The following is a 24091-nucleotide window of genomic DNA, read 5'->3' on the forward strand; positions in this document are numbered from 1 at the left end:
ATGCTACCCGCCGAGCCGGAAGTACTTTGCCGTCGCGGAGAACTCAGATCGGTTGGTATCGATCTCTTCGAGAATCTTGGGCAACAGCAGCGCGGCTGGTGTCGGCGCGGAGAACGCCGCAGCCTGTATATCCTGTGGACCCGTGATGACCATTATGATCTGCGGCACGACCTTACCGGCCGCCTTGTCGGCTGCGCCGAGATCGATCGGAATGTTGAAGGTGGCCTTGTCGGCTTGCGCCAAGATACGATTGTCGAGGCTGAATGCCATGCCCCTGTGGTCGATCAGCAGCACGCTGGAAATGAGGCCGCCATGCGTCACCAGCGTGCCGCCGATCGGCGAACCGCTCTGCACGGTCGTTCGATCGAGAACAAGCTGCGGCTTGACAGCCGGCATCTGGTCCAGAAAGCGCAGAAAGTTGGTGACTTCGCATTGAGCCGGTTCGATGAGGCGGACGCTGATGTCCGGTTCGACATGGAATGTTACCTGAAAATCGGACAGCATTCGTTCGAAGGGCTGGACCTCTGTGCCCAATCCTTCGATTGCGACTGCGGTCTCGGTTGCCGAAGTCAACGTCGCATAGAAACAGTCGCCGCCGTTAAAGTCGCGCACCCAGGAGACCCGCTGCGCAGCGTCGTCGGGGGCATTTTTCGGCGGTAGTTCCAGTTCCGGTTTCGGCACGTTCAAGGTGATCGTGGGTCCGTCCGGCTGTTTGCCTGCCGCCGGTTCGTCCTGTTGCCCCTTTGCGCTCGCGTCATCCGTCTGGCCTGCAGCGGGTTCGGGCACTTGGTTGGCCTGCTGGCCGGCCGGCTGCTCGGACCTCTCCATCATTTCGGGCTCGACCGCCGGGGGCGGCGAGACTTTGTCGGCCGGCGGCGCCGGCGCGACCTGGACACGCGGCGGAACCGGCTCCGGGGTTTCCTCGGTTGGCGAGAGGACTTCGGCGGGTTGCATCGACTCCAGCCTTTGATCCGCCGCGGCATCTGCCCGATTTTCAGCTGGCGACTGCACCTCGGCTGTCGACGGCTCCGAGGTTTCCTCGGTTGGCGAAAGGACTTCTGCAGGCCGTGCCGGCTCTAACTTTTGCGCCGCGGCATCTGTCTGATTTTCAGCTGGAGTCTCGGATGCCGCCGGCTCCAGGGCTTCTTCGGATGCCGCCGGCTCGGGGGTTTGCTCGGTTGGCGAAAGGACTTCGGCGGGCCGTGTCGGCTCCAACTTTTGATCCGCCGCGGCACCTGCATGACTTTCAGCTGGCGGAGCAGTGGCGTCTGTTTGTGACTGCTCAGGTGGAACTGCCTTTGCCGGCTCATCGCCCGGCGAATTTGGGGCACTGTCTGTCGGGGCCGGTTTTGATCCTTTTGGCGACAAAAACGATGTATCGCCGGCGGTCGGCGTGGAAGGTGTCATCAAGCCGCTCAGATAGATGCCTGCACCGGACGCGACAGCTAATGACGCCAAGGCAGCGATCGCGATCGATCGGGTCTTGGAGGAATTTGCAGAGACCTTTGGCAAAGCCGCCCGAGGAACGGCAACTGGCGCAGGCCTTGGTTCGGACAGAAGCGCCGGCCGGACATGCGGAACGAAGCGCTCGCCGGGAGCCGCCGGAGGCTGACTTGTGAGCTTGGGGCCAGGCGCGGCGGTCCCCCCCGCTCGCGGCAAACCCGTCCGGTCGCGCGGCGTGATCGACGTTGGCGGCGTTGTCTCCTCATCCGTATCGTCACGTGTCGCCTTGGCGATATCCGCCATGCTGATCGGCCGGTCTTGTGGATCCGGCTGCAGCATGGCTTCAACAATTCCACGAAAATCGGCATCGATGTCGGACAGGTCCGGAACGGTTCGGCGTTTTTCCACGATCTCGAACTGGGAGCCGCCCATGTCGATCGGTTTCCCGCGAAGAGCAGCGGCCAGCACCAATCCCAGGCTGTAGATGTCGGATTGCTCGCTGACGTCGCCGCTGTACAGCCCGAGCTGTTCGGGAGAAACGTAGTTGTACTTTCCCGCGAACTTTCCGCCGATCAGCGTCTCTCCGCCGACGGTCGCCGACCGCGCGATACCAAAATCGACAATCTTTGCGCGTTCGACCCGGCCTCCTGGCAGGATGATGTTATCCGGGGAGAGATCGCGGTGTATTGCTCCCGCCTGGTGCACAGCGCTCAAGCCGGAAGCCAGGCGATGGCAGAGCTTGCGCACGTCTTCCGTCGGCATTGGGCCACGTCGCATGATATCGAACAGCGACTGGCCGTCGACGAATTCCATGGCAAGGTAGGGTCGGCCGATACCGGGGTCGATCGTGAAGACGTGATATCGCACGACCGCGTCGTGCGACAGGTGATTGAGGATCGACGCTTCCTTGCGGAACAGCGACAGGATCGTCTGATCACGGGCGAACTCGGGTAAGACGATCTTGATCGCGACGTGGTCGCCGGTCTGTATGTTGTGGCCACGATAGACTTCGCCCATGCCACCGAATGCGATCCGCTCGTCCAGTTCATAGATGCCGCTGAGCTGCGTGCCCACGGCCGTGGTGGCGACGTTAGGCGAAATCCGCGTCTTGTCGTCGGCGCTCATCAGCCTCAACCTTCCGCTCTGGAAGGGTCAGGATGGGCCCCATTGCGCCCGTCTCCGATCTTCACGAGCACGATCGTGACATTGTCTGTTCCCCCGCGCGCCAGCACCGTTTGCAGCAGGTTTTCGCATGCCGCCTGAGGCGTCGCCGACACCGCCGCCGCCTCGATCTCGGCGTCTGTGACATGCGCTGTCAGCCCGTCGGTGCTCAACACAAAAATGTCGCCCGGCATGATTTCGCCTTGTTGGAAGTCAATGACGATCTCGTCGCTGACACCGACCGCATGCGTGATGACGTTGCGGCGCGGCCAGGCGAGCGCTTCGGCTGCGCTGATCATGCCCCTGTCGAGAAGTTCTTGAACTTCGGTATGGTCCTTCGAAATCTGGGAGATCGCGGCGTTGCGGATCAGATAGACGCGGCTGTCGCCCGCCCACAGGCAGGCAAACCGCCCATCCATCGCCAGCAAGGCGGCGACAGTGGAGCCAATGGTTACGCCGCGGGATTCCGATATCCTGCGGATTTCGGCGTTGGCCCGGCTCAGCCGGTCCTCGAAGCGCGCGCGAAGATCCGGTGCAGAGCTCGCAATGCCGATCGTTGCCAAGTGATCGACGATGCTGGCCGAAGCGACTTCCCCGGCATCATGTCCACCCATCCCATCGGCCACCACCCACAGGCCAGTTTCCGGCTCGACCAGATAGCTGTCTTCATTGAGCTCACGGACACAGCCTCTGTGGCTAACGCCGAAGCTTTCAAAGGGAAGGGCGACATTGTTCACTTTGCCACCAAGCGCTTCTCAAGCGTCCTCTGCACCGCACTGTCAGGCGCTCGCTCGCGCCAGTTTGCCACAGGCTCGAATATTAAAGTATCGAAATCAACGCCCGCCCATCTGTTGCCGATGGACCGCATCACAATATTGGAAAATTCAAAGGTCATCTCAAAACGCCTTTGGACAGCTGAACCCGGAAAGCGCAGGAAGGAAGAGAGGGTTGGGGTCCGAACTGGCCTGGACCGTATAGGCGACATCGCGCCCGCCGATCACGAAGCGGGCTTCCGTGTTGCCGCCGGTGCTGGTGATATCAGCCTTGTCCAGCAAACGCTTCAGTGCCCACGGACCCTCGAACTTGATCGCGGACTCCCGGCCCGGCATCTCCGGAATGAGGCTCAGGCTCGCGGACGCGGAAGCCATGCCGCTCGGCCAGCTCACCGTGCTTGGCGCGTTGCCAGCCTGGTTGCTTTGGACGATCTGGCCATCGATATCGAGTAGCGCCGTATCGGCATCGCCATGCAGTGAAAACGGCGTAAAGGTGACACTGACTGACGGCACCGAACCGCCTGCAGGAAAGAAGGCGTTGCGGATCTCCGCGGCCAGCTGGAAGTTTTTCAAGGTTGACTTCGACAGGTCGCGCCCGAAGCGCACATCCTGCTTCCAGTTCCAGTCCTGGCCGGTCATGTCGATCAGCGATGCCAGATTCTGTGCGAAGAACCGATCCATCAGTCCGCCAGGAGCGAACAGTTTCGCAAAATCCGCCATCGCAGTATCCTCCGGGCCATCGCTGGCGAACGGATAACGGCCCTCGATCACCTCCTCGCAGGCGCGCGTGACGGTCTGGTCGAGCATCTGGTTCAAATTCGCTAGCGAGGTTTCCGCGACGTTGCCGTCAAGCTCGTCGGCGGTCGCCGTGACCATTCGGGCGAGTTGCTTGGGCAGCCGCGAGACATTGGCGCGAAGGGTGGATATCTGCAGCTGCAGATTCATGTTGGCGCGTTCAGTTTGCGAAGGGACGTCGGCCGCCAGTTGCAGGCTTTGATAGATGTCGCGGAAATTCTGGGTCAATGCATCGATTGGGCGGCGTCCGGCGGGACCGTTCACCAAAGCCTGGAATGATCTGAATTGCGCTTCGATGTTCGCCCCGGGATTCTGCTCGCTAGCGGACCCTGTACCGGCCCGGCTCTGCGATTTGCCGCTGGCGATTTGAAGGCCGATGCGGGCCAATCCCCTGGCGGTATCTCCAGCGTTCTGCGGCTGGTTTTGAAGCATGTCGGCTTCGGCCTCGGAGGCGGAATCTTTGCCGGAACCAGCTTCTCGCGTCAGAGCCGTTTCGTCGGCGATCGCCGTAAAAAGCTGGTCGATTGGCGAGCTAGGTGACGCGGCGGCGGACAGCGCGATGTAGTGTGGCTTGTCCTTAAGCACCGCCTTGAACTTCAACTTGTCGAGAACGCCGTTCCACGCTGTGGCGAACTCCCTCCCATAGCGCTCGACAAGATCGGGACCGAGCTTAATCAACTCCTGGTCGATGCCACCTTGCTCGCCGCCGCCGCCGAGAACCCACTGGTCGTCGACAAGCATCTGCGCAATGCGCGAGAGTTGTCCGAGATAGAAGTTGTTGAAGCCGCTATAGGTGTAGATACCGGGAACCCGAAGGCCTGACAGATCGCCACCATCGACACGCTCGAACAACAGCTGCGCTTCCGGGCCGCCTTTCACGGAGATGGAAAAATCGTCCAGCGCAGCCGCATATACCGCCGACTTCACCAAGGCAGAGGCACGGTCGGCAAGGCTCATGCGTCCGAGCGAGCGTTGAGCGGCTTCGACAAGTGGCTGGTTGAGTTTGAAAACCGGATCATAAGCGTCGTCCAACGCAAGCATGGCCCGCAGATGCTTTTCGAGCTGCGCCCGTCCCTCGCGGTTGTTTTCGCCCGGATACCGGTTCTGCTCCCAATCCTGCCTCATCCAGGAAACGATCAACTGGTCGTCGACCTTCGGCGCCTTGCCGCCAAGCATCAGGTAGATCTTCAGCGGTTCGTAGAGCGCGGCGGGATCAGCCATCTTGGCCTGGATCGTCCGTTCGGCCTGAAGCAGCAGGCGCGAGCGGAACATCCGCTCCAGCGCTTGCCGGTAAGCTGTTTTTGATGCCGAAAGAAGTCTTTCCCGCTGACTGAGGCCGAACGTCGCCTCGATCGGGGTCGGCAAGTCACTGGTGTCGAACCCGGCCGGCAGTTCGCGCAACTGGTCGAGCGGGCCTATGACGTTTTCGAGGTCGGCATCCGCGACCCTCGTGCTTTTGAGGAGCGGGTCCGCCGTCTCGCGATAGCGGCTTACAGCTTGCGCTGTAGAGGCGATCAACGACCTGTTGGCCGTAAAGCTCAGGGCCAAAGTGCCCAGACCCGCCGCAGCGATCAATGCTATCGCGCCAAGGCCGCCATATCTGGCGATCGCTGCACGCCTTTCAGCCGATTTGTCGTATGAAACCCAGCCGGATTCAGCGAAAATGACGTCGGTCAGAAGATCATGCAAAAAGAAGCTTTTGCCAGTGCCGGAAAGATGGGCGCGAGAAGCGCTGCCGAAACTGCGACCGATTGCGCCCAGCACCTGGTCGATCGGCGTACCCTCCTGCGTGCCTGACGAAAAATACAGTCCACGCAGGCTGACATTCACCTGGCTGCGAGCCGGATCGAATAGGCTGGCGACGAAACTGGCAATACGGCTTTTTAGCGCGTCAAATTGAGCTGGAAAGCCAAAGATGGCTATGCGCGCGACCGGATCGGTCTCTTCCTGCAGGCGGTCGGCCATCTCCTCCGCCAGGCGCTTTGCCAATGCATCTAATTCCGCCGGCGCCTCACCGACCATGTTCTTGCTGCGATCGGCGGTCTGGAATGTCGCGCCCCACACTTTGCGGCGGCGCTGCTCGTCGAAACCGCCAAAATAATCCATGAAACCGGAGACGAGGTCGGCTTTGGTGAAGAGCAGGTACACCGGGAACTGGATTTTCAGTGTTTCGTGGATTTCGCGCAGACGGCTGCGTATTTCGACGACATGGACGTCAAGCTGCCGATCATCGAGGCTGATGAGATCGGCAAGGCTGATGGCCAGGATAACCCCGTTTATCGGTTGCCTTGTGCGGTATCTTTTAAGCAGCGACAAGAAGGCGAGCCAGCTCTTCTTGTCGCTCTGCGCATTGGAATCCTGCGTGGTGTAGCGTCCGGCGGTGTCGATCAGCACCGCCTGGTCGGTGAACCACCAGTCGCAAGATCGCGTGCCGCCAACGCCCGCCACCGGTTGGGCGTTGCCTGAACCGGCAAGCGGGAAATTCAGTCCCGAATTGACCAACGCCGTTGTCTTGCCGGCACCAGCCGGGCCGATGACGACGTACCAGGGAACCTCGTAGAGGAAATTGCGCTTGCCGCTCGACCGCTTGAGCGCAGCGATGGCTTCATTCATACGAGCCTCGAGCACCTGCGAGTCGTCATCCCTGTCGTCATTGCGGGCGACTATCGTCTCGAGCGCCTTTTGCGCCTTTCGCTTTTGCCAAAAACGCACTCCATAAAACAGCGTCGCGATCGCAACGATCACGCCGATGATCGTCACGCGCAGCCAGACGGGTGCCAGCGGACGAGTGTCGGCAAAGCGGATCAATGGTCCGGCAAACCAGACGGCTGCCGCGAAACCGGCCAACGCGATCGCGCTGAATATCCGCAGCAGCCAACGCATCATCGGCGCTTCCAAATGGCCGTGCTCACAGTGTTTCCTCCTTGGGGATCATCAAGTCGACACGGCGATTCTGGGCGCGGCCTTCCGGCGTCGCATTGTCGCCGATCGGTTCGTCTTCACCCTTGCCGTCGACGGTGATCCGGGAAGGCTTGCTGAACCGTGGCGCCATCACCGCTTCGACGGCTTTCGCCCGGGCGATGGAAAGGTCGAAGTTGGATTTGAACGGGCTCGATTTTCGCGGCTTCACATTGTCTGTGTGGCCGACGATCATGATCGGTCCAGGCTCCGGTTCCAGTGCGGCGGCAATGTTCGCGGCGATTGGTGCAAACTCCGGTTTTATCTCGGCTCGGCCGGACGGGAACAGCAGGACATTGTTGATCTCCACGATGATGAACCTGCCCTGCGTGCCGACGCTCAGCCCGCCGCGCGCGATAGTCTTGGCCAGTGCGGCATGGATGCGATCGATCTGGGAGCGGGTAGGGGCGATAGGCGGAGCGACTTTCACCGGCGGCGCAGCCGACGGCACCACGGTGGCGCGTTCGATGGCGATCGGCGTCGACGGATCGAGCGCCAGCAACTTGCCGGCAAGGGCATCGCCCTCGTTGGTGATGAGGACCCGCAATGCGAAGAATGCCGCAGTCAGCAGCGCCGACGCTGCGGCCGCAATCACCCAGAGCGGCAACCGGGCCGACGACTGTGGGCTGGACACCGCCAGGCTTTGCCAGTGCGGCGAGATGTCGTCGTCGGCGCGCGCCCTGAAGTAACGAAGCGTCTCGTAGACGTCGCGTCGAACGCGTTCGAGATTGTTGTCCTCGCGCGCAAGGCCTCGATACTGGCCTTCGAACCCCAACGACAGGCAGGCATGCATCAGTTCAAGCAAATCGTAGTGTGCCTCCGGCGCGGCCAGTATCTTGTTCAGCGCTTCGTAGAAGCCCGAGCCGGTGGGCACGACGTGAAAGAACTGTGAGAGCATGCTGTGCTGCGCCCAGGCGTCTGTCTTGGGCCAAGGCAGATTGCCGATGAGGTCGTCAGCGGTTTCGCAGAGAGCAAATTTTGCGATCCGTGCATCCTCTTCGGGAACATCGGCTTTCTCCATTGTCCGGTCGAATTTATCGATCGCCTCGGCAACATGTTCCGCCAGTTGCTCCGCCTGTCTTTCGACAGCCATGAGCCTGAGCTGGCCAAACAGCATCAGCAAAGGAGCGGCCGCGGCGAGGATCGGATTGGCTGCGGAATATTTGACGCTGTCCGTGGCATGCAGCAGGATGTCCTGTTGAATCCCCGGCGCCGCCGCAAAGGAGCCGCCGGTTGCCGCCGCTGCGCCGGGGTCTGCACCCTGGTAAATCACGGTTCCGGACGTCCAGCCCGACGGTGCATGGCGACCGACACCGGGATCGAAAACCGTTGAATCCTTAACCCGCGAGGAACCGGGCTGCCCGTCGTCGGGAACAGGTCTGTGAGGAGCCGGCGCTGGGTTTTCAGCGCGGCGCGGTGCGCGAATAACGGTCTTGCCCGCTGGGCCGAAAGGATCGTCCTTCGAGCTCATCGCCAAACGTCCGTCCACGCGTGGGCGCCGCGTGTGCGCCACAAGCGGGCAAAGCGGTCCCCGGCCAGGCGCAGGAACTGGAGGCGCTGCTGACGAGGGCAGTGTCTCGAGGAAGGTCGGCTATATCTTTCTAACCCGCCGTAACATGACATGTGCCGCAGACCCCCAGGTCAATCAGCCTTACCCGCTGGCGAACTGTCGTAAGTGATCGTAAGCTTAGAAACGGTCGATTGGAACCAGATGCAGCGCTGCGAAAGGATTTTTCTTCGCCAACGACAGCGCCGCATCTTTGGGGCTCGCCAAGGACGCCCTGATACATTCCACCTGGTGCGTGATCCGCTCCGCAGCCGAAGCTAAGCGCAGCAAACCGATCCGATTTCCGGGCCATCTGCCAGGTTCAGTCCTCCTGGTCTACTTTTGCTTATCGGCTTTGGCATAGGCTTCGCTGAAATAGGCCAGGAATATGTCCAGCATTCCGTTTTCGTGTGCTTCCTCCATGGTCCGCCATTTGGCGACAAAGGCGTCCCAAGCCAGGCCTTTCTTCGATGTGAATGACGTGGGTGGGAGGTTCTTGCTGATTGCCTCAGGCGACAGATCATCAAGCAGCCGGGAGAGCGCAGCTTGCATGGCTGCATAGGTGGCAAATTCGTGCGTCTTGAGATCACGGAATGCGTCTTCGACACTGTGCCTGGCATCAAGGTAGCCGGATCTGCGCCGCGCAAACATGATTTCGAGGATGTCGTCGGTTCCCGGGACGAACTTCAAAGGATTGTTATCGGCAGCGCTGATCATCGTCCGGTGTGTGCTCTTGGCCAGTATTTTCGCCGCCGCACGTGCCTTCAGCAGCTGGGCCAGCTCCTCGACAACCGTCCGCAGCACCGCGCCGATTTCGGCAGCCACTTCATGCGGATCACGCGATTGAAGCAATTCCGGCGAGATGCCGGCTGCGATCGCGATTTCCCGCAGCACCTCGTCTCTCGTCGAAAGGGGAGGCGCGGGCGACGACGACGTCGACACCGGTGCACTCTGCCCGGGCCGTTGCTCCACCGGCTCGAAGAAAGGCTGGTCTCCGAAATCCCGCGGCCGGCCTGTGGTGATCGGCATTTGCCGCTGCGTCGAACCGTCGCTGCTTCGAGGCTGCCCTGTCGCGGCGCGCTCGTCATCAATCGAAACCAGGACGACATAGCGGCCGATCAGCAACCGATCGCCTTGACCAAGCCGGTGAGGGCCGGCCATGCGCTGCGTCGATCCGTTGATGAAAGTGCCGTTGCGCGAGATATCGTGCAGCCAGAACGCGCCTGCCTGGTAACGCACTTCGCAGTGTCTGGCGGAGATGAACTTGTCGGGATCGGGCAAGGTCCAGTCACAGGCCTCGCGGCCGATTTCAAAGCTGCGATCACGAGCCGAGTAGCCGGTCGACATACCGGCGGGCAGGGAGACGACATTGTTGATCTGCAGCCTGATATACATTCAAAAAAATCGCCGTCGATCCTGTCGGGAAACTCACCCAGGACGCCCCATTATACCAGCAATTTCTGAGCGCGCGGCACAGAAGCGTTCAAGTCGATGATTTCACAGGCGATTAAGCTGCAGTCACCAAGGGTCCCCTTTGGTCGGTGCAAGACATGTGCTAGGCTTAGGCAGAAACGAGCGGCGGGAGGGGGCACGACCCATGCCGAACGAACGTGCCACGGTTGTGCAGACGCCGGTTGGCGCTGACCTGTTGACCTTCACGCATCTTGTCGGGCGCGATGAGATCAGTCGTTGTTTGGCCTATACGGTCGGGTTCGTAAGCAGCAGCCCCGACGTCGACCCGCTGAAGATGCTGGGCGGTGCAGTTTCGATCGAAGGTGAATCCGATCCCAAACGCTGGTTCAGCGGCCTTGTCTCCGAGTTTCGGCTGACCCGGATCGAGGACCGCCTAGCTTACTACGAAGCCATCATCAGGCCATGGCTCTGGTTTCTCGGCAATACCACCGACTGCCGCATTTTCCAGAACATGAGCATCATCGAAATCATCGAGGAGGTTTTCTCGAAATACAGCACGGCTAAATTCGAGAAGCGCCTGCAAGGCTCTTATCCGCCGCGTGAGTATTGCGTCCAGTATGACGAGAGCGATCTCGATTTCGTCCAGCGGCTGCTCGAGCACGAAGGCATCCTGTATTTCTTCGAGCATGACGAGGGCAAGCACACGCTTGTGCTCGCCGATGCCATGAACAAGCTCAAGCCGGCGCCGGGCTATGAGAAGGTGCCCTATCACTTTGAAGGGCAGGGCTCCCGGCGCGATGTCGAATACATCACGGAATGGATTCCAGGCAGCTCGGTGCGGCCGGGCGCCTATGTCCATACCGACTATGATTTCAAGAAGCCGGGCGCCGACCTGATGGCCAAATCCGCCCAGCCGTTCAGCCACAAGCTGGCCGCGGGCGAGAATTACCGCCAACCCGGCGCGCATCTCGACGTTGGCCGCGGCGACAGCCTTGCCGCGATACGGCGCGAGGAAATCCAGGCCGTGCACCAGCGCATTGCTGCAGTCGGCACCGTGCGCGGCCTGTATTCCGGCTGCACGTTCAAGCTGGACGGGTTCCCAAGAGAAGACCAGAACCAGGAATATCTGGTGGTCAGCGCCGAATACAGGCTGTTCGATCCAGGCTACAGAGCCCTTGCCGACGTCGAAAGCGAGAACTTCAAGGTGATCCTCGGCGTGGCGCCGACCGCCTTGGCCTATCGCCCGCCGCGGGTCACGACCCGGCCGATCATGCGCGGTCCGCAGACGGCGACGGTGGTCGGCCCATCTGGCGAGGAAATATTCACAGACAAATATGCACGGGTGAAGGTCCAGTTCCACTGGGACCGTCTCGGCAAGAAGGACCAGAACAGCTCCTGCTTCGTGCGCGTGTCGCAGACCTGGGCCGGCAGCGGCTGGGGCTTCATCCAGATCCCGCGCATCGGCCAGGAGGTGATCGTCGACTTCATTGAAGGCGACCCGGATCTGCCGATCATCACCGGCCGCGTCTACAACGCCTCGCAGATGCCGCCCTACGGACTGCCGGGCAGTGCCACGCAATCCGGCTGGAAGTCAGACTCATCGAAAGGCGGCGGCGGCTACAACGAGCTGATGTTCGAGGACAAGGCCGGCTCCGAACTGGTCAATTTCCAGGCGCAGAAGGACCACAACCTTCTGATCAAGAACGACCGCACCAAGGTGGTGCAGCACGATCAGTCCGACCGCATCGACCACGACGCCAAACACTCCGTCGGCCACAACCTCGACGAGGACGTCGGCAACAACAAGACGGTCAAGGTGGGCGTCGACCAGACAACCGATATTGGTTCGAATGATACCGAAACGGTGGGGATCAATCGCTCGCTAACTGTGGGCTCGAACGAGACGATCAATATCGGGTCTAACTCGACCGAGACTATCGGCGCCAATCACACACAGACCGTCGCGCTCGTCCAGACGATCACGGTTGGCGCGGCGCGGATCGATTCAGTGGGTGCTTCTGAAACCCGAAGCGTCGGCGGCCCACAAACAAACACGATCGGGGCGACGCGGTCGGTGACGGTGGGGGCGGCGCAGAGCCACGACATTGGTGCGGCGGACAGCTGGAAGATCGCTGCGAGCCAGAGTGTTCAGATCGGCGCCGATCAGAGTTTCAAGATCGGGGGTGGACAGACTTCAGAGATTGGCAAGGGCCGCACCGCCAAGATCGCCAATGATGATGCAACCCAGGTGGCCGGTTCGCGCGCGCTTAAGATAGGCAAGGGCAGCGTTGTCGAAATTGGCGAAGACGGCGCAATGAAAATCGGCAAGGACCTTGTTATCGAGGCAGGTGACTCCATCATTATCAAGTGCGGCGCAGCGGCGATCGCGATGAAGAAGGATGGAACGATTGCCATCGAAGGCAAGGACATCACCGTTAAGGGTTCGGGCAAGATCAACGTCAAAGCCTCAAGCGACATCACGATGAAAGGCTCGGAGATAAAACAGAACTGAGGACGTGTGATGACGACTACAGAGGACGTGTGATGACGACTACAAAAGATCGGATTGAGGGAGTTGCGATCGGGATTTTCCTGGGCTTCGGCACAGATGGCCCGCTTGTTATTTTTCCCGGAAACCTGCAGGAAACAGCGGTCCCTGCCCGAAGCCTTGCTGAACTCACCTCGGACATGATTGGCGCCGAAGTGGCGCTCCTCTTCCAAGAAGGCGATCCGGGGCGGCCACTTATTGTCGGCCGGATTGTTGATCCCGCACGCAAGTCGAATGCTCCGCAGATTGTTCGCGACGGCGAGCAGGTGCGAATTGCCGCGAACGAGCGAATCGAGCTTCGCTGCGGCAAGGCCACGATCATTATGGAAAAGGACGGTCGCATCACCATTCGCGGCACCTATCTGACAAGCCACGCCAGCGCTGCTAACCGCATCCGCGGTGGCTCGGTCAACTTGAACTGATGTCCGCGCCCATTCTCCGTGAAATCGTCCGTCAGCACGCTGAGATGGCAGCATTCCTGTGGACCGTCTATGATCACCATCTGCTGTATCCGGAAGAAAACCCGGACATGGATGAGGAGCGTGTCGCACGCCTCGTCGAGAGGCTTGAGGCCCATCTTGACGGTTTGAGAGTCGCCGGTGACATCGGTCGCGAAATCGCGAAAGAACTTTATGCGGAATATTCGGAACCTGGAGAGTTGTTCGTCGTCCGCATGCTGTCGGCGACAAAGTCGCTGCGAATCGTAAATCTGGACCCTGCGAAAGTTCGGGCGTGGCTTTCCGCCAACCAACACTTAACTTGAACGAGCAACCTAGTCAGTTCTACGTCCTCAGCTGGACTGTCAGTTTCTTATACAGGGACCAAGCCTGCGAACTGAACCGAGGTCCATCGCTTGCCGTCGAATACGTGCGCGGCTTCATCATCAAAAGTGACACAGAAATCATCGTTTGAGGAAAAGTAGTAGCCCGGACGGTCGTAGAGAGTAGAGAAAGTGCCATCACCGGCAATCTCGTCGATAGCCTCGGCCTCGAGTGAGGCCAGGAGTCGGTTTTTGAAGGCGTGAGCATCCTGGAGGCTTGGCCGGTCTCCGGAAATATCGATCCAAGAGCCTGAACTGTACAGGAAAGCGACTCCCTCATCTCCGACGACAACGCCCTTTTCCGGGGTTGTGAAGGCGATCCCATGGAGATCAACGTTTGTGGGGAGGTGCTCAACTGTGGCTGTGCTGCCGGCGTAGGTGATCACCCGCCCGGTAGACGCGGCAAACACGTATGTATCCGCCTCTCTCCGCGCGACCGAATATACGTCCTGTTTGCCACGCAACGGAACCCGCTGCCAGGCGCCTCGCCGGTTCTCAAAGATGAGGCCATCCTCGCCCATGATGAACTGTGGTTCGTCAGCGAAACCCGTCAGTTTGATAGTTCCGAGCAGATCGACGCTGCCGAAAGGCTCGACCGTATCGCCGATCGAGAGAATTTGACCGTCCCAGATCGCCCCGAAAAGCCGTCCCGCACGGTTGGCCCAAATAGACGCTACCCATTCGCGTATCTCGGCGACGAGCCGCACCCGCGGATCGGTGCGACCACTGAAGTGATAGATGCGGGAGAGATGGTTGCCGGGACCAATCTCCTCGTAGAAAAGGCAGTAGAAGCTGTCCCCGACAGCGATCTGGGTGTCGATGCATTCCATTTTTCACACCTTTGGTACGTCGCATTGAACTTCGTCTAGCCGGTCCTGACTCCGCTTCCTTGTGGCCCATTTGAAATAGGTATCGCAAATGGCCTTGAGGCATTCCTGCGCGTCCGGGCTGGCCGCCAGTTTAGGCAAACTCTCAGCCGTATGTTGGAGTTCGGCGTCACGGGCGGACGCGTAGCTCTGTGAGCAGGGGCCAGCCTTGCCGGCGTTCACCGCTCGCCGCTGCGCCGCCGCCCGCTTGATCTGTTTGCGCGATTTCTTGCCATGTTGAGTTGTTTTCTTTTTGCCGTCGTTCAGGCAAATGCACGGTGCATCACCTTCGGTGTAACGCGGGAAGGCGTCTATCGGTCCGGCGCCCCGCGCCGGCTCAAAAAAGGCATTCTGGATGACGTGGTCCGATTGCTGTTTGCCCTTCGTGCAGTGATTGTCTGCTTCGTCGTAGGGGTGCACGTGGATATCGATCGAAGCCAATAGGGCGAGGCAGTTCTGGCCACCAACAGTCAGCGCCGCAATATGAACCCAAGGTGGGGTATTGCCGATAGGGGAGGCGTGGTTGTTGGTGGCGAGATCGGTCATTCGGATAACCGGCTCGCCGTCGAATTTCACGTTGTTGGACCAGGAGTTGAAGTACTCCTTGCCGGTGTTCTTCGAAGTAATGACGCCCTTTTTAGCGGCAGCACCAGCTTCCGTACCGCTCGTTTTGGAAAGGTCGGACTTGTTCTTGATGTTGACCGTCTTGCCGCCGATCTTCACCGTGCCAGTGCCTTGTTCAGTATCGTCGGCGAAACCAAAACTGGGATAGGGGATGGGCACGCCCGGCGGAGTGGCTGGGTTCTCCGGGGGCGTAAAGCAAACGTCGGGAAAAGCCGCGATGGTCTTGGCGTTTACGGCCTTGCCTGAAATCTCAAGGCCATTTGCGAAGACATTGCCCATCAAGCAACCCTCGCCGCCAGAAGCGCGGCACCGCAGGCACCGGCATCATTAGAGGCTTCAATGAGGACGGGATTTCCTGCCGCATAACCTTTGCGCGCCGCAGTCCAGGCCATGCCGATCATCAACGGAACCACAGCGGCACCGATATTGCCGAGTGATTCACCTGGCGACCAGATATCTTGAAAATCGTGTCGGCCGCGCAACAGCCGCAAACCAGCCAGTGCGCTCTGCTTGAACCAGTATTGCTCGCCGATCAGGTCGGCGATCCGATAGCCGAGCTGATTCATCTCGATGCCTGTTTCCCGGAAAGCCGTATTGTAAGCCGCTGTCATGCCGTCGCCTCGCAACGGCAAATCCTGGGTATTGTAGATCGACGCTGCTTCACGCGAGAGGCCAAGGCCATGCAGGCAAAAACCGCCCCCTTCCGACCGTGTACACAAAACAGCGGCTGCAGCTTCGCCCGGAATAAAGCCGTTCGGATTTTCGAGTGTCAGAAGGCGCTTGTTCTTTTGATAGTGATCAATCGCGGGCGCTGTCAGATAGCTGTCTACTCCCGCAATCATAACGTAAGGGGCTTCACCCGACCCGATTATCCTGCGTGCCTGGTCCAGCGCGACATGTCCCGACGGGCGATCATGCGCGACGACACGGGAACGAACATGGGGTTCTATTTCGACGATTTCGGCAATACGTCGCAGAAGGCTAGCGCTGTCACCCACTGGGCGACCCGGCCGATCCTCCTCGGCCAGACAAAGTACGAGAGCGGTTTGGTCGCGCGCCTGAGGCATTGCCTCGAAGGCTTCGCAAATCGCTCCGGCTGCAAGATGGGCGATGCGCTTCTCGCCGATCCAGTTGCGCGGCAGCGGCACCGGCGCACCAATCAGCCATTCGCCGTTTGGGCCCAGAAAACGAGTTTCCTGAAAACCGTCAAGCCGGGCGCGCATTGCCGCACAGGCGGACGGCGCGTCGAGGCCGACAGCGGTTACCATGCCAATCGACGCGATGTCGATCGCTGTGCTCATGCGTCTTCGGCCTCGTCTTGAACAGTCAGGCTGGCCCGGACGAAGGCACGTCCAGTGGCGCGCGCTCGAAGCATCGACTCCGTCGGCGGGCCAATCCAGCATTCGCTGAAATCGAGAATGGTTTTGTGAATGCGCTGCGACACCCGCCAGACTAGGGAGAAGCGCCGGTTCTCCAGGTCGAAGAGGACCGTGTCGGGAGGGGTAGCGCCCTCGTAGGCCTTCTGCCTACCCTTGAATAACGTCATAGGCAGTGCGGCCAAAGGGAGCCGAAAGCTCTCCCGGCCTTGCGGCGTCAGGTTGACGAGTTGCACCTCCTCGCCGCCCCTTGGGTGGTCGGTCTGCTGGTCGGGCGGCGCCATCTGAAAGTAGCGCTCGTCAAAGTCCGACGGCAGGAAAGGAAAGGTGTTGGCCACCCAGTTGTCGTCATACGTGCCACCATATTCGATGCGTCCGGGCCAGCCGCGGCCCATCGGCCCGAAACTCATCGGCTTGTAGTCGCCGAAGGGCGAACGGATCTCTTCGCCGACCGCTTGCGTATTCGGCAGTCGCAGACCTGGGATGAGGCGCTGGTTCTTGGTCCGCGACCAGCCGGTGCCGACCGGGTTGTATTTGTAGCTCGCCGGCAGTTTGTCCTCTGGATCGAGCCGGTCGACGCCACCCCAGGCGACATCATAGGAGATGGGCAGTTTCAGGAAGGGCTGCGGCGACGTGGCGGTAAAGACCGGGCCGATGGAGCGCCATTCGCGGTGGCCGACGACCTCGAACAGTTTCGACCAATTGCCCACCTTGATGCCGACGGGCACGCGCTCCGCCGGGCGTCCGCCCGGGGCATAGGCGAAGCCGTTGGCAATCACGTCACAACGCGGCTTGCGGAAGGCGAAATCGGTTTCCCACAACGTGGCGGAATAGCCAGGTACGCCGGTTTGCGTGTCGGCCATAACCAGTGGAATCTGCTCCGCCGATTTCTGCGCCGGCCCGCCGGGCGTCGCAGGAAAGTCGAACGTGCCTTTCACCACCACCACGATCCACTCATGGCCGGCCTTGTCCATACCCATGGTGAATTCGTGCGGATACCCCATCTGGTTCCAGATCTGCATCAGCTGGTCTCCCAGCTTGCGGCGAAGATTTGGTCCAACGTTTCTTGCGGCGCTAGCGGATCAATATCGAAAATGTCCGAACGGGCTGTCCACATCACCATGTCGCTGATGATCTCACCCCCCGGCTCGACTGGCGGCACCGGCAGAACGCTTAAAGCATTGTCCAACTCGTCCGGCGTCAGCTCGCCCTGCTGGGCGGCTATGGCAGCCTCTTCAATCCCGGAAAACCACGCATCGGCGCGAGCCAACTGAATGGAAGAGTCAGGGAGCTGCGCGACCACGCTCAAAGGGAACTGCCTGCCGACCCTGTCGGCGCTCTGCAGAATAATGCCCGCCGATGCGCCGAACGAAGCCGGGCCCGCTAAAAAGCGTAGCGCGGTGGTGCGCGGCCAGGTTTCCGAGCCGATCAGCGGCACGATGTGCTGCGCCAGCCAGCGGTCCCAGATGCGCACAAAATCCCCCGGCAGCCGCCGCGTGACGAAATCGCCGGTAGCGGGGGTTTTGCCGTAAAAGCCGGGCAGGATCATATCTGCGGCGGACATGAGAATTTCTTGAACATTTGCAGATTGTAGGGGTTCTCGACGCTTGCCGCCTTGAGCTCGAAATCCGCGTACATGCCTTGCGTGCCCAGTCGCAGGCTGTAGACGTCGGACAGCGAGGTGCCGGTGAAGCGGCCGCTGCGCAGCAGCCTCAGCCACGCCCAGCTGCCGGTTTCGTTCAACATGACTTCGGGCGAGCCGTCGATGGGCTGGAAGGCGAGCGAGATGACGCCGGTGCCGTCCTTGCCGGGCCAGGTCATCGGCTGCGGCCGCGTCGCGTTGTTGTAATAGACGAGGTTCTGGCCATCGAGATTGAGCGTCACGCGCGTGACGTTGGGCGACAGGTCCGTCGGTTGCAGCGTGAAGCTCATCACCGGGCCGGTACCGCCTGGAAACAGATCGTCGCGGATCCGCCTGGCCTGTTCGAACGCCGCCAGGGCCGCCGCGTCGAGGCCGAAATCGGCGCGCCATTTCCATGGCTGGCTGGCGGTGTCGACATAGCTGATCAAATGGTCGTTGATGAAGGTGTCGATCATCCCGGCCGGCCCGAACAGGCGGGCGAAATCGCGGACATTGACGTCGACCGCGCTTTCGGGGCTGAACGGATAGCGGTCGTTCAGCGCCGCCTGGCAGAACGGCAGGATGTCGGCGCGCCAGATGGCGTTGAGTTCCGAGGTGACCGCCTTCTGCGTCAGGCCGCTGGTGTCGCCGGCGATGCCGCCGAGCCAGTCGTCGACCGGATCGGGCAGGATCTGCGCTTGCCTGGCGACCGCTCCCGTCAGTTCGGCCAGCCCACCCTGCTTCTTGATGGCGTCCTGCGGGTCGGGATTGGCCGTGACCGTCTGCAGCACGTTCGAAAGTGCGGTCAGCGCCACCACCGCGGCATCGAGTGCCGGCGGCTGGCCGTCGACCTCGGCGATCGCCCCCTTGAGCGGCTTGAAATGTTCGGCAACCAGACTGCCGGTAAGGTCCACCTCGTTGGCGGAGCCTGCGCGCGGCAGCAGTTTTGCCCCTGTCTTTACGATCTTTCCCAGCTTCCCCAGCTTGCTGAGCAGTTTCGAGGTGCCCTTGGCTGCCGCCTTGTTGTCGGCGGCCGGCGCTTCATCGGATCGGGTCAGCTCGGTCTCCTGAACGACCGCTGTAAGCAGGCGCTTCAGCGCGGAGTCGGCACTCGAAAGGTCCTTGAGGTTCTCGCTGGCGACATTCAGGTCGGCCAATGGCGCGAGTCTGATATCGCGCAGGATGCTGTCCCATTGCGCGATGTAGTCTTCGTAATAGAGTTTTAGGATATCCTCCGACAGCGCCGAGACAGAGGTTTCGGAATTTTCCGAACAGCCTCCGGCAAAGACCGCCCGATCGAGCGCGGCCTGGGCGGCGACGTCCTCGACCCGTTCGAGAATGGCATCGTGGAAGCCGGAATAGGTGAACGCGCCTGAAATGCCGACGCGCAGCGTCTTGTCGGAACGCCGCGCAAAAACCTTGGCGCCGTTGGGACCGGCGAAATTCGCCGGGATCCATTCCTTGAGGTCGGCCACCGCCGGGTCGGCCAGCAACTGCCTGTAGGCACGCGCCGGCAGTGAAATCGTGCAAACCGTTTTCAGCGCCTCGGCAACCAGCGCCTGGTCCGCGGCGATGTAGCTGTCGTCGACCGCCATGCGGCGGATCGCGGCAAGCTGGTGCTCTTCCACGTCGGCGGTCGGAAAGGGTGCCGCCGGTGCGAATTCCGGCAAATCATTGACCCACCAGTTCTGGACGAAATCGGCGTCCATCTGCGACAGGCCGGTCATCATGCGATAGGTTTTTAGCGCCCCCAGCATGAAATCCGGATCGCGGATCTGCCGCCACATCGTCGCCTCGAGCAGGGCGACCATGTGCGGCTCGAGGACGTTGCGCAAAGCGTGGTCGTAAGTGTCGGCCTGCGCCCGCAGCAGCTCTGCCGACGCCGATGGCCCCAGCAGGTCCTGGGCACTGCTCGGGGGTGCGGTACGGGCATTGGCGACCTCGGCAATCGCATTGAGCGCGCTGTCGATGGCGGGCTGCTCCACCGATGCCGGGCTCGCGGCTGCCGCGGTCAGCGGCGCCTGCAGCGCTTCGAACTGGCTCGCCTGCGCTGTGATCGCATTGCGATTGTCAAAGTAGGACCAGGTGAACATCGCACCTGCCAACAGGGCGGCGGTGGCACAGGCTGCCGCGGCGCCACGCCAGATCCAGGCGCGGCGGCGCTGCGCCAGCGGATCGAACGTCCCCAGGCCGGCTTCCCTGAAAATGACTTCGGTCAGCAGGTTCTTCAGGAAGAAGCTGCGTTTTTCCCCGCGCGGCGCCGGCATCGCCCGTCGCGGCGGAAGACCGAAGGATGACGACAGCGCCGCGGCCAGCCGGTCGATGGGCGCCCCTTCCTGGGTTGCCGACGTCAGATAGAGGCCGCGCAGCCAGGCGGCTTCTTCGTAGCGGCTTTCGCCGAACATCGCCTCGACCAGCACCTGGATCGGCTCGGACAGGCTGGTCAGCTGCGCGGGAAACCTGAAAATCTCGGCGCGGGCGGCGAGTTTGTCCTCGTCCTCCAGGCGCGGCACCAGCCGCCGCTCAAGTTCCGTCGCAAGGGTGGCGATTTCCCGTTCTATGGTCTTTGCGTCGACACGCGCATCCAGCGCGAAGGTCGTGCCCCAGACCTGCTCGCGCGAGGCCGTCGACAGGCCGCCGAAGAAAGCCTCGAAACCCTTGATCAGATCGGCCTTGGTCAGCATCAGATAAACTGGAAGGCGGATTTCGAGCCGGTCGTTGAGTTCTGCCAAGCGCCGACGGATCTTGCGGCCATGAGCCTTGATGGCTTCGTCGCCCTCTGAAAGCGCATCGATCGACAGCGCGACGATCACGCCGTTCAGCGCCCGGCGGCCGCGATGCTTTTTCAACAGGTCGAGGAAGCCCAGCCATTCCGCCGCATCGACGTCCGGCTGGCTCTCCTGCTGTACGTAGCGGCCCGCGGTGTCGATCAGAACCGCGTTTTCGGAGAAAAACCAGTCGCAGTTGCGCGTGCCGCCAACCCCCTGCAGATCGTCGGTGAGATCGATCGGAAAGTTCAGGCCGGACTGGCGCAAGGCCGTGGTCTTGCCGGTGGCCGGCGGCCCGACGATTACGTACCAGGGCATCTCGCGCAGGAACTTGCGTCCGCCCAGCTTGCGGCGCTTCAATTCGACCATCACCTCGGCGAACTTGGCGCCGACGGCGGCGACGTTCTCTTCGCCGGGGCTCAGCGGTTTTTCCACCACGGGCGCAGCGATTTCGGAGACGAACATGCGGTTGGCCCGGATCGCCCGCCGCTGCGCGACGATCAGCCAGATCAGCCAGAAGATGACCAGCAGCGCAATGATGACGATACGGACATTTTCCGAGGCGAAGGGTTCGTAAGCACCGACCCTGACGATCGGGCCGAACACCCAGATGACCAGAGAAAGCAGCGCGATGCCGATCAGCGTCCACAGCCAGCGCGATGTCAGAACCGCCCAGAGGAAGCGCAGGATGAACATCTCACAGCCTCTTTTCGACCAGCACCTCGACACGGCGGTTCAAGGCCCGTCCCGCGCGGGTGCTGTCGTCGGCCACTGGATCGGTAGCTGCACGTCCTTCGAAGCGAATGCGGTCTTGCGGCACACCGTTCTGTACCAGCATCTCGGTAATGGTTGCTGCGCGCGCCTCTGACAGCCGCTGGTTGGTGGAAAGCGGATTGGACCGTTGCAAAGGAATACTGTCGGTATGGCCGACCACCGTGACGTTGCCGATCAGTTCTTGATTGGCGAGGATCACTTTGGCGATTGAACCGATCAGCGGCTCGAAGCCTTCCGTCAGTGTCGGCCGCGACGACTGGAACAGTTCGGGGTTGGAGGCCTGAATGATCAGCCTGGCCAGCGAAACGCTCTCGGTGCCGCTTAGCGCGGCTCTGAGATTGGCCGGCGCTCCGGCCTGAAACTCCGGCACCAGCGCGAAATCCACAGCCTCTGGCGGCGGCGCGTCGACCGGCGGCGATGTGCGGCTGATTTCGCCGCGCGTTGGCGGCGGCAAAGCACGAACGAGCGTCGAAAGCTCGACCGCCTGACTGCTCAGTCCCATCGACAGCCCGAGATAGATTGCCGTGGCAAGAACCGCCGCACCGAGCCCCATCACCCAGATCGGAACGATGAAGCGCTGCGGCTCGTCGGATGCGATCACGCCTTTCCAGTTCGGCGACAGCGGCGCGCCGTCGGCATCGGCATCGCGCAGAAAGCGCGCCGCAGCAACGCGAACGGCGTTGAGCGAGCGGTCGCCCGACCGGCCCGGCACACGATATTTGCCGCGGAAGCCGAGCGCCAGGCAATGATATTGCAGTTCGAGCAATTCGCGATCCCGGTTCGGATGCCGCTCCAGTTCGTCGAGACGCGTGAAGAACTGCGTGCCGGCATCGACATCGCCTCGCAGCATCACCACAAGCGGCTGGCGCGGCCATGCGCTGGCGCCGCCCCATGGCGTGTTCAGGGCCAGATCGTCGAGCAACGCCGCCACCACCCAGGCTGCCTGGTCGGCGCGCTCCAGAGAGGACCCTGCCGCCATTGCCGCGTCGCGTGCCCGAACCAACTCGTCGAGCAACCGGGTACGCAACGCTTCCGGGTTTTCCGGTGGCAGCGCGCTTTCAAGCTCGGGCGCGAACTCGAGCAGGGGCGCGAATGCGTTGACGAGCGTGTTCGGATGCGTACGCGACCGTTTGATTGGCACGCCCGACAAGAGTGGCGTCATCGGTCGCGGCATCGGCGCGCCAGTCAGTCGTATGCGAGTGCGTTCGCGATCCTCCGACAGTCCGAAAGGATCATCCCGGCTCATCATCTCACCTGTTTACCGAATAGCAGTCCACCTGCGGCTCGCTCGGCAGCACGCCCGACACGCCGATGACGAAGCCGGGGGCATCGAGCAGCGAGGCCCAGTGCTCGCTTTTCTGATCCAGCTCAAGGCACAACCGATCGCCATCGTAGGGGATTTCGCGGGGCTGGGAATGAAGCGGTTTCAGTGGAATGCCGGGCAGACGGGATTTCCACAGGCCCTCGAACTGATCGGCCGAACCGACAGTCGCCTGGTTTACGAAAATCTTGCGCAAGGCATCTTCGGACAGCTCGGAGCCGACCCGGATGACGATTCGGCTGGCCACCAGCAGCTTCGGGTTGTCGATGCGGACCTTCCAGACGTTGGTCGAATGCCGCATGACAGGCAGTGCGCGTGATTTAGGCTCGATGTAGCGCAGGCTCAGGATGAGTGAACGCAAGGCGTCCGCCAGTGCCGAATATGCGGGGCCGGGCGCCATATGATCATAGGCGGGCAACTCGCTCAGCCGCCGCGCGCTCGAGCCATAGGTCGCCATTGAACCGGCAAGACCGGCAAGCTCCAGATAAAGCTCGGCCGGATGGAAAACATCCTGCGCCAGCATGTGAGCCAGTCGCGGACGCGCCCCATTGGCGAGGTTGAGCATCAGCAGGTCTTCGACGCTGCGCCCTGGCCCGCCCATGACCATTTTGCCATGCGCCTCGGCGATTTGGTCGAGGCCGGTCACAACTTCCAAGAGCAACTGCCGGTACCAGGCCACCGCTCCGGTAACCAGTGTCGGCGGCAGGAACGTCTCATCCAGGGAGATGCCGCCATCGGCTCGAACCCCTTTGACGTCGGCTATTGGCAGGGCGGTGTAGCCGCCAACCGATTTTCCCGGTGCAATCAGCAGCGCCTGCGGGCGGGCGATTTCGATTTCTTCAGGATCCGAACCGCCCTGGACGGCGTCTCGCACCGAAACGATCCGCCCATGATAGCGTGCTCCTGTCGATGCGGCGTGCGCCGAATCGAAGCCGACACCGCCGGCAGGCTCGAGCGGCAGGGCGACCAGCACCGGTCCGGCGCCGGTATCGGCGGTGACCGGCAGCGGTCGTGGCGCGTCCATCATGTCGGGGATGGAGAAGGGGGTTCCATCCGGAAAGATGCCCCGGGCGGACAGGATGGAGACCTGGCCGGCATCGAGCATTGCCTGGTCCAGCGTCAGCTGCTGAAAGCCGAACGTGTGGAGCTGCCCGGCCTGCAACGCGCCGCGCACAGTCGCCTCGAAAAAGCGATCCTGCTGCTGGAAATGCTGGGTCCGCAGAAACAGGCCTTCGGACCACAGCACCCTGTTTGCATCGCTCATGCCGCTACTCTCTGCATCGA

Annotated in this window: 17 protein-coding genes; 3 read left to right on the forward strand and 14 right to left on the reverse strand. The window is 61.5% G+C overall.

Going from position 1 to position 24091, the window contains the following annotated elements:
- Positions 1 to 3: 3 nt before the first annotated feature.
- The 6 genes from AC0L25_RS18960 to tagH all read right to left on the reverse strand — a co-directional run bounded on the left by AC0L25_RS18960 (position 4) and on the right by tagH (position 10071).
- Positions 4 to 2568, reverse strand: coding sequence for a serine/threonine-protein kinase (locus AC0L25_RS18960; protein ID WP_473596917.1), 2565 nt, complete (start codon positions 2566 to 2568; stop codon positions 4 to 6).
- Between the two features lie 5 nt (positions 2569 to 2573).
- Complete coding sequence (locus tag AC0L25_RS18965; protein ID WP_473596918.1) at positions 2574 to 3341, reverse strand: PP2C family protein-serine/threonine phosphatase; 768 nt, start codon at positions 3339 to 3341, stop codon at positions 2574 to 2576.
- On the reverse strand, positions 3338 to 3499 hold the full coding sequence (locus AC0L25_RS18970; protein WP_473596919.1) for a hypothetical protein: 162 nt from the start codon (positions 3497 to 3499) through the stop codon (positions 3338 to 3340). The genes AC0L25_RS18965 and AC0L25_RS18970 overlap by 4 nt, the downstream gene beginning before the upstream one ends.
- A gap of 1 nt (position 3500) precedes the next feature.
- Positions 3501 to 7058 carry a type VI secretion system membrane subunit TssM gene (gene tssM, locus AC0L25_RS18975; protein WP_473596920.1) on the reverse strand — a complete coding sequence of 1186 codons (3558 nt, stop codon included), beginning with the start codon at positions 7056 to 7058 and terminating at the stop codon, positions 3501 to 3503.
- A 22-nt stretch (positions 7059 to 7080) separates the two neighbouring features.
- Complete coding sequence (tssL, locus tag AC0L25_RS18980; protein WP_473596921.1) at positions 7081 to 8601, reverse strand: type VI secretion system protein TssL, long form; 1521 nt, start codon at positions 8599 to 8601, stop codon at positions 7081 to 7083.
- A 411-nt stretch (positions 8602 to 9012) separates the two neighbouring features.
- Positions 9013 to 10071 (reverse strand): type VI secretion system-associated FHA domain protein TagH, encoded by a 1059-nt coding sequence (gene tagH / locus AC0L25_RS18985; protein ID WP_473596922.1) that lies wholly within the window; start codon positions 10069 to 10071, stop codon positions 9013 to 9015.
- 202 nt (positions 10072 to 10273) lie between these two features.
- On the opposite strand from tagH, the gene AC0L25_RS18990 reads away from it, so the two are divergent.
- From AC0L25_RS18990 to AC0L25_RS19000, 3 genes are read left to right on the forward strand one after another with little or no spacing between them, the layout of a single operon-like run.
- Positions 10274 to 12601 carry a type VI secretion system Vgr family protein gene (locus AC0L25_RS18990; RefSeq protein WP_473596923.1) on the forward strand — a complete coding sequence of 776 codons (2328 nt, stop codon included), beginning with the start codon at positions 10274 to 10276 and terminating at the stop codon, positions 12599 to 12601.
- A gap of 32 nt (positions 12602 to 12633) precedes the next feature.
- Positions 12634 to 13059, forward strand: coding sequence for a DUF6484 domain-containing protein (locus tag AC0L25_RS18995; RefSeq protein ID WP_473596924.1), 426 nt, complete (start codon positions 12634 to 12636; stop codon positions 13057 to 13059).
- The gene (locus AC0L25_RS19000) at positions 13056 to 13400 is read left to right on the forward strand and encodes a hypothetical protein (protein WP_473596944.1); all 345 of its coding nucleotides are present in this window, start codon (positions 13056 to 13058) and stop codon (positions 13398 to 13400) included. The genes AC0L25_RS18995 and AC0L25_RS19000 overlap by 4 nt, the downstream gene beginning before the upstream one ends.
- A 47-nt stretch (positions 13401 to 13447) precedes the next feature.
- Here the strand turns inward: AC0L25_RS19000 and AC0L25_RS19005 are convergent, their stop codons facing one another.
- The 8 genes from AC0L25_RS19005 to tssK are packed head-to-tail and all read right to left on the reverse strand — an operon-like array spanning position 13448 to position 24071.
- Positions 13448 to 14287 (reverse strand): hypothetical protein, encoded by an 840-nt coding sequence (locus AC0L25_RS19005; protein ID WP_473596925.1) that lies wholly within the window; start codon positions 14285 to 14287, stop codon positions 13448 to 13450.
- A 3-nt stretch (positions 14288 to 14290) separates the two neighbouring features.
- Positions 14291 to 15226: a DUF4150 domain-containing protein gene (locus AC0L25_RS19010; RefSeq protein ID WP_292518838.1), complete on the reverse strand. Its 936-nt coding sequence runs from the start codon at positions 15224 to 15226 to the stop codon at positions 14291 to 14293.
- Entirely contained in the window at positions 15226 to 16248 is a 1023-nt protein-coding gene (locus tag AC0L25_RS19015; protein WP_292518836.1) for a 3-oxoacyl-ACP synthase, read from the reverse strand. The genes AC0L25_RS19010 and AC0L25_RS19015 overlap by 1 nt, the downstream gene beginning before the upstream one ends.
- Positions 16245 to 17345, reverse strand: coding sequence for a DUF2169 family type VI secretion system accessory protein (locus AC0L25_RS19020; RefSeq protein ID WP_473596926.1), 1101 nt, complete (start codon positions 17343 to 17345; stop codon positions 16245 to 16247). The genes AC0L25_RS19015 and AC0L25_RS19020 overlap by 4 nt, the downstream gene beginning before the upstream one ends.
- A complete protein-coding gene (tagF, locus tag AC0L25_RS19025; protein ID WP_473596927.1) occupies positions 17345 to 17887 on the reverse strand; it encodes a type VI secretion system-associated protein TagF in 543 nt (180 codons plus the stop codon). The genes AC0L25_RS19020 and tagF overlap by 1 nt, the downstream gene beginning before the upstream one ends.
- On the reverse strand, positions 17869 to 21408 hold the full coding sequence (tssM, locus tag AC0L25_RS19030; RefSeq protein WP_473596928.1) for a type VI secretion system membrane subunit TssM: 3540 nt from the start codon (positions 21406 to 21408) through the stop codon (positions 17869 to 17871). The genes tagF and tssM (AC0L25_RS19030) overlap by 19 nt, the downstream gene beginning before the upstream one ends.
- Position 21409: 1 nt before the next feature.
- Entirely contained in the window at positions 21410 to 22732 is a 1323-nt protein-coding gene (gene icmH / locus AC0L25_RS19035; RefSeq protein ID WP_473596929.1) for a type IVB secretion system protein IcmH/DotU, read from the reverse strand.
- 4 nt (positions 22733 to 22736) lie between these two features.
- A complete protein-coding gene (gene tssK / locus AC0L25_RS19040) occupies positions 22737 to 24071 on the reverse strand; it encodes a type VI secretion system baseplate subunit TssK (protein ID WP_473596930.1) in 1335 nt (444 codons plus the stop codon).
- Between the last annotated feature and the right edge of the window lie 20 nt (positions 24072 to 24091).

Source organism: Mesorhizobium sp. WSM4813 (assembly GCF_055811555.1).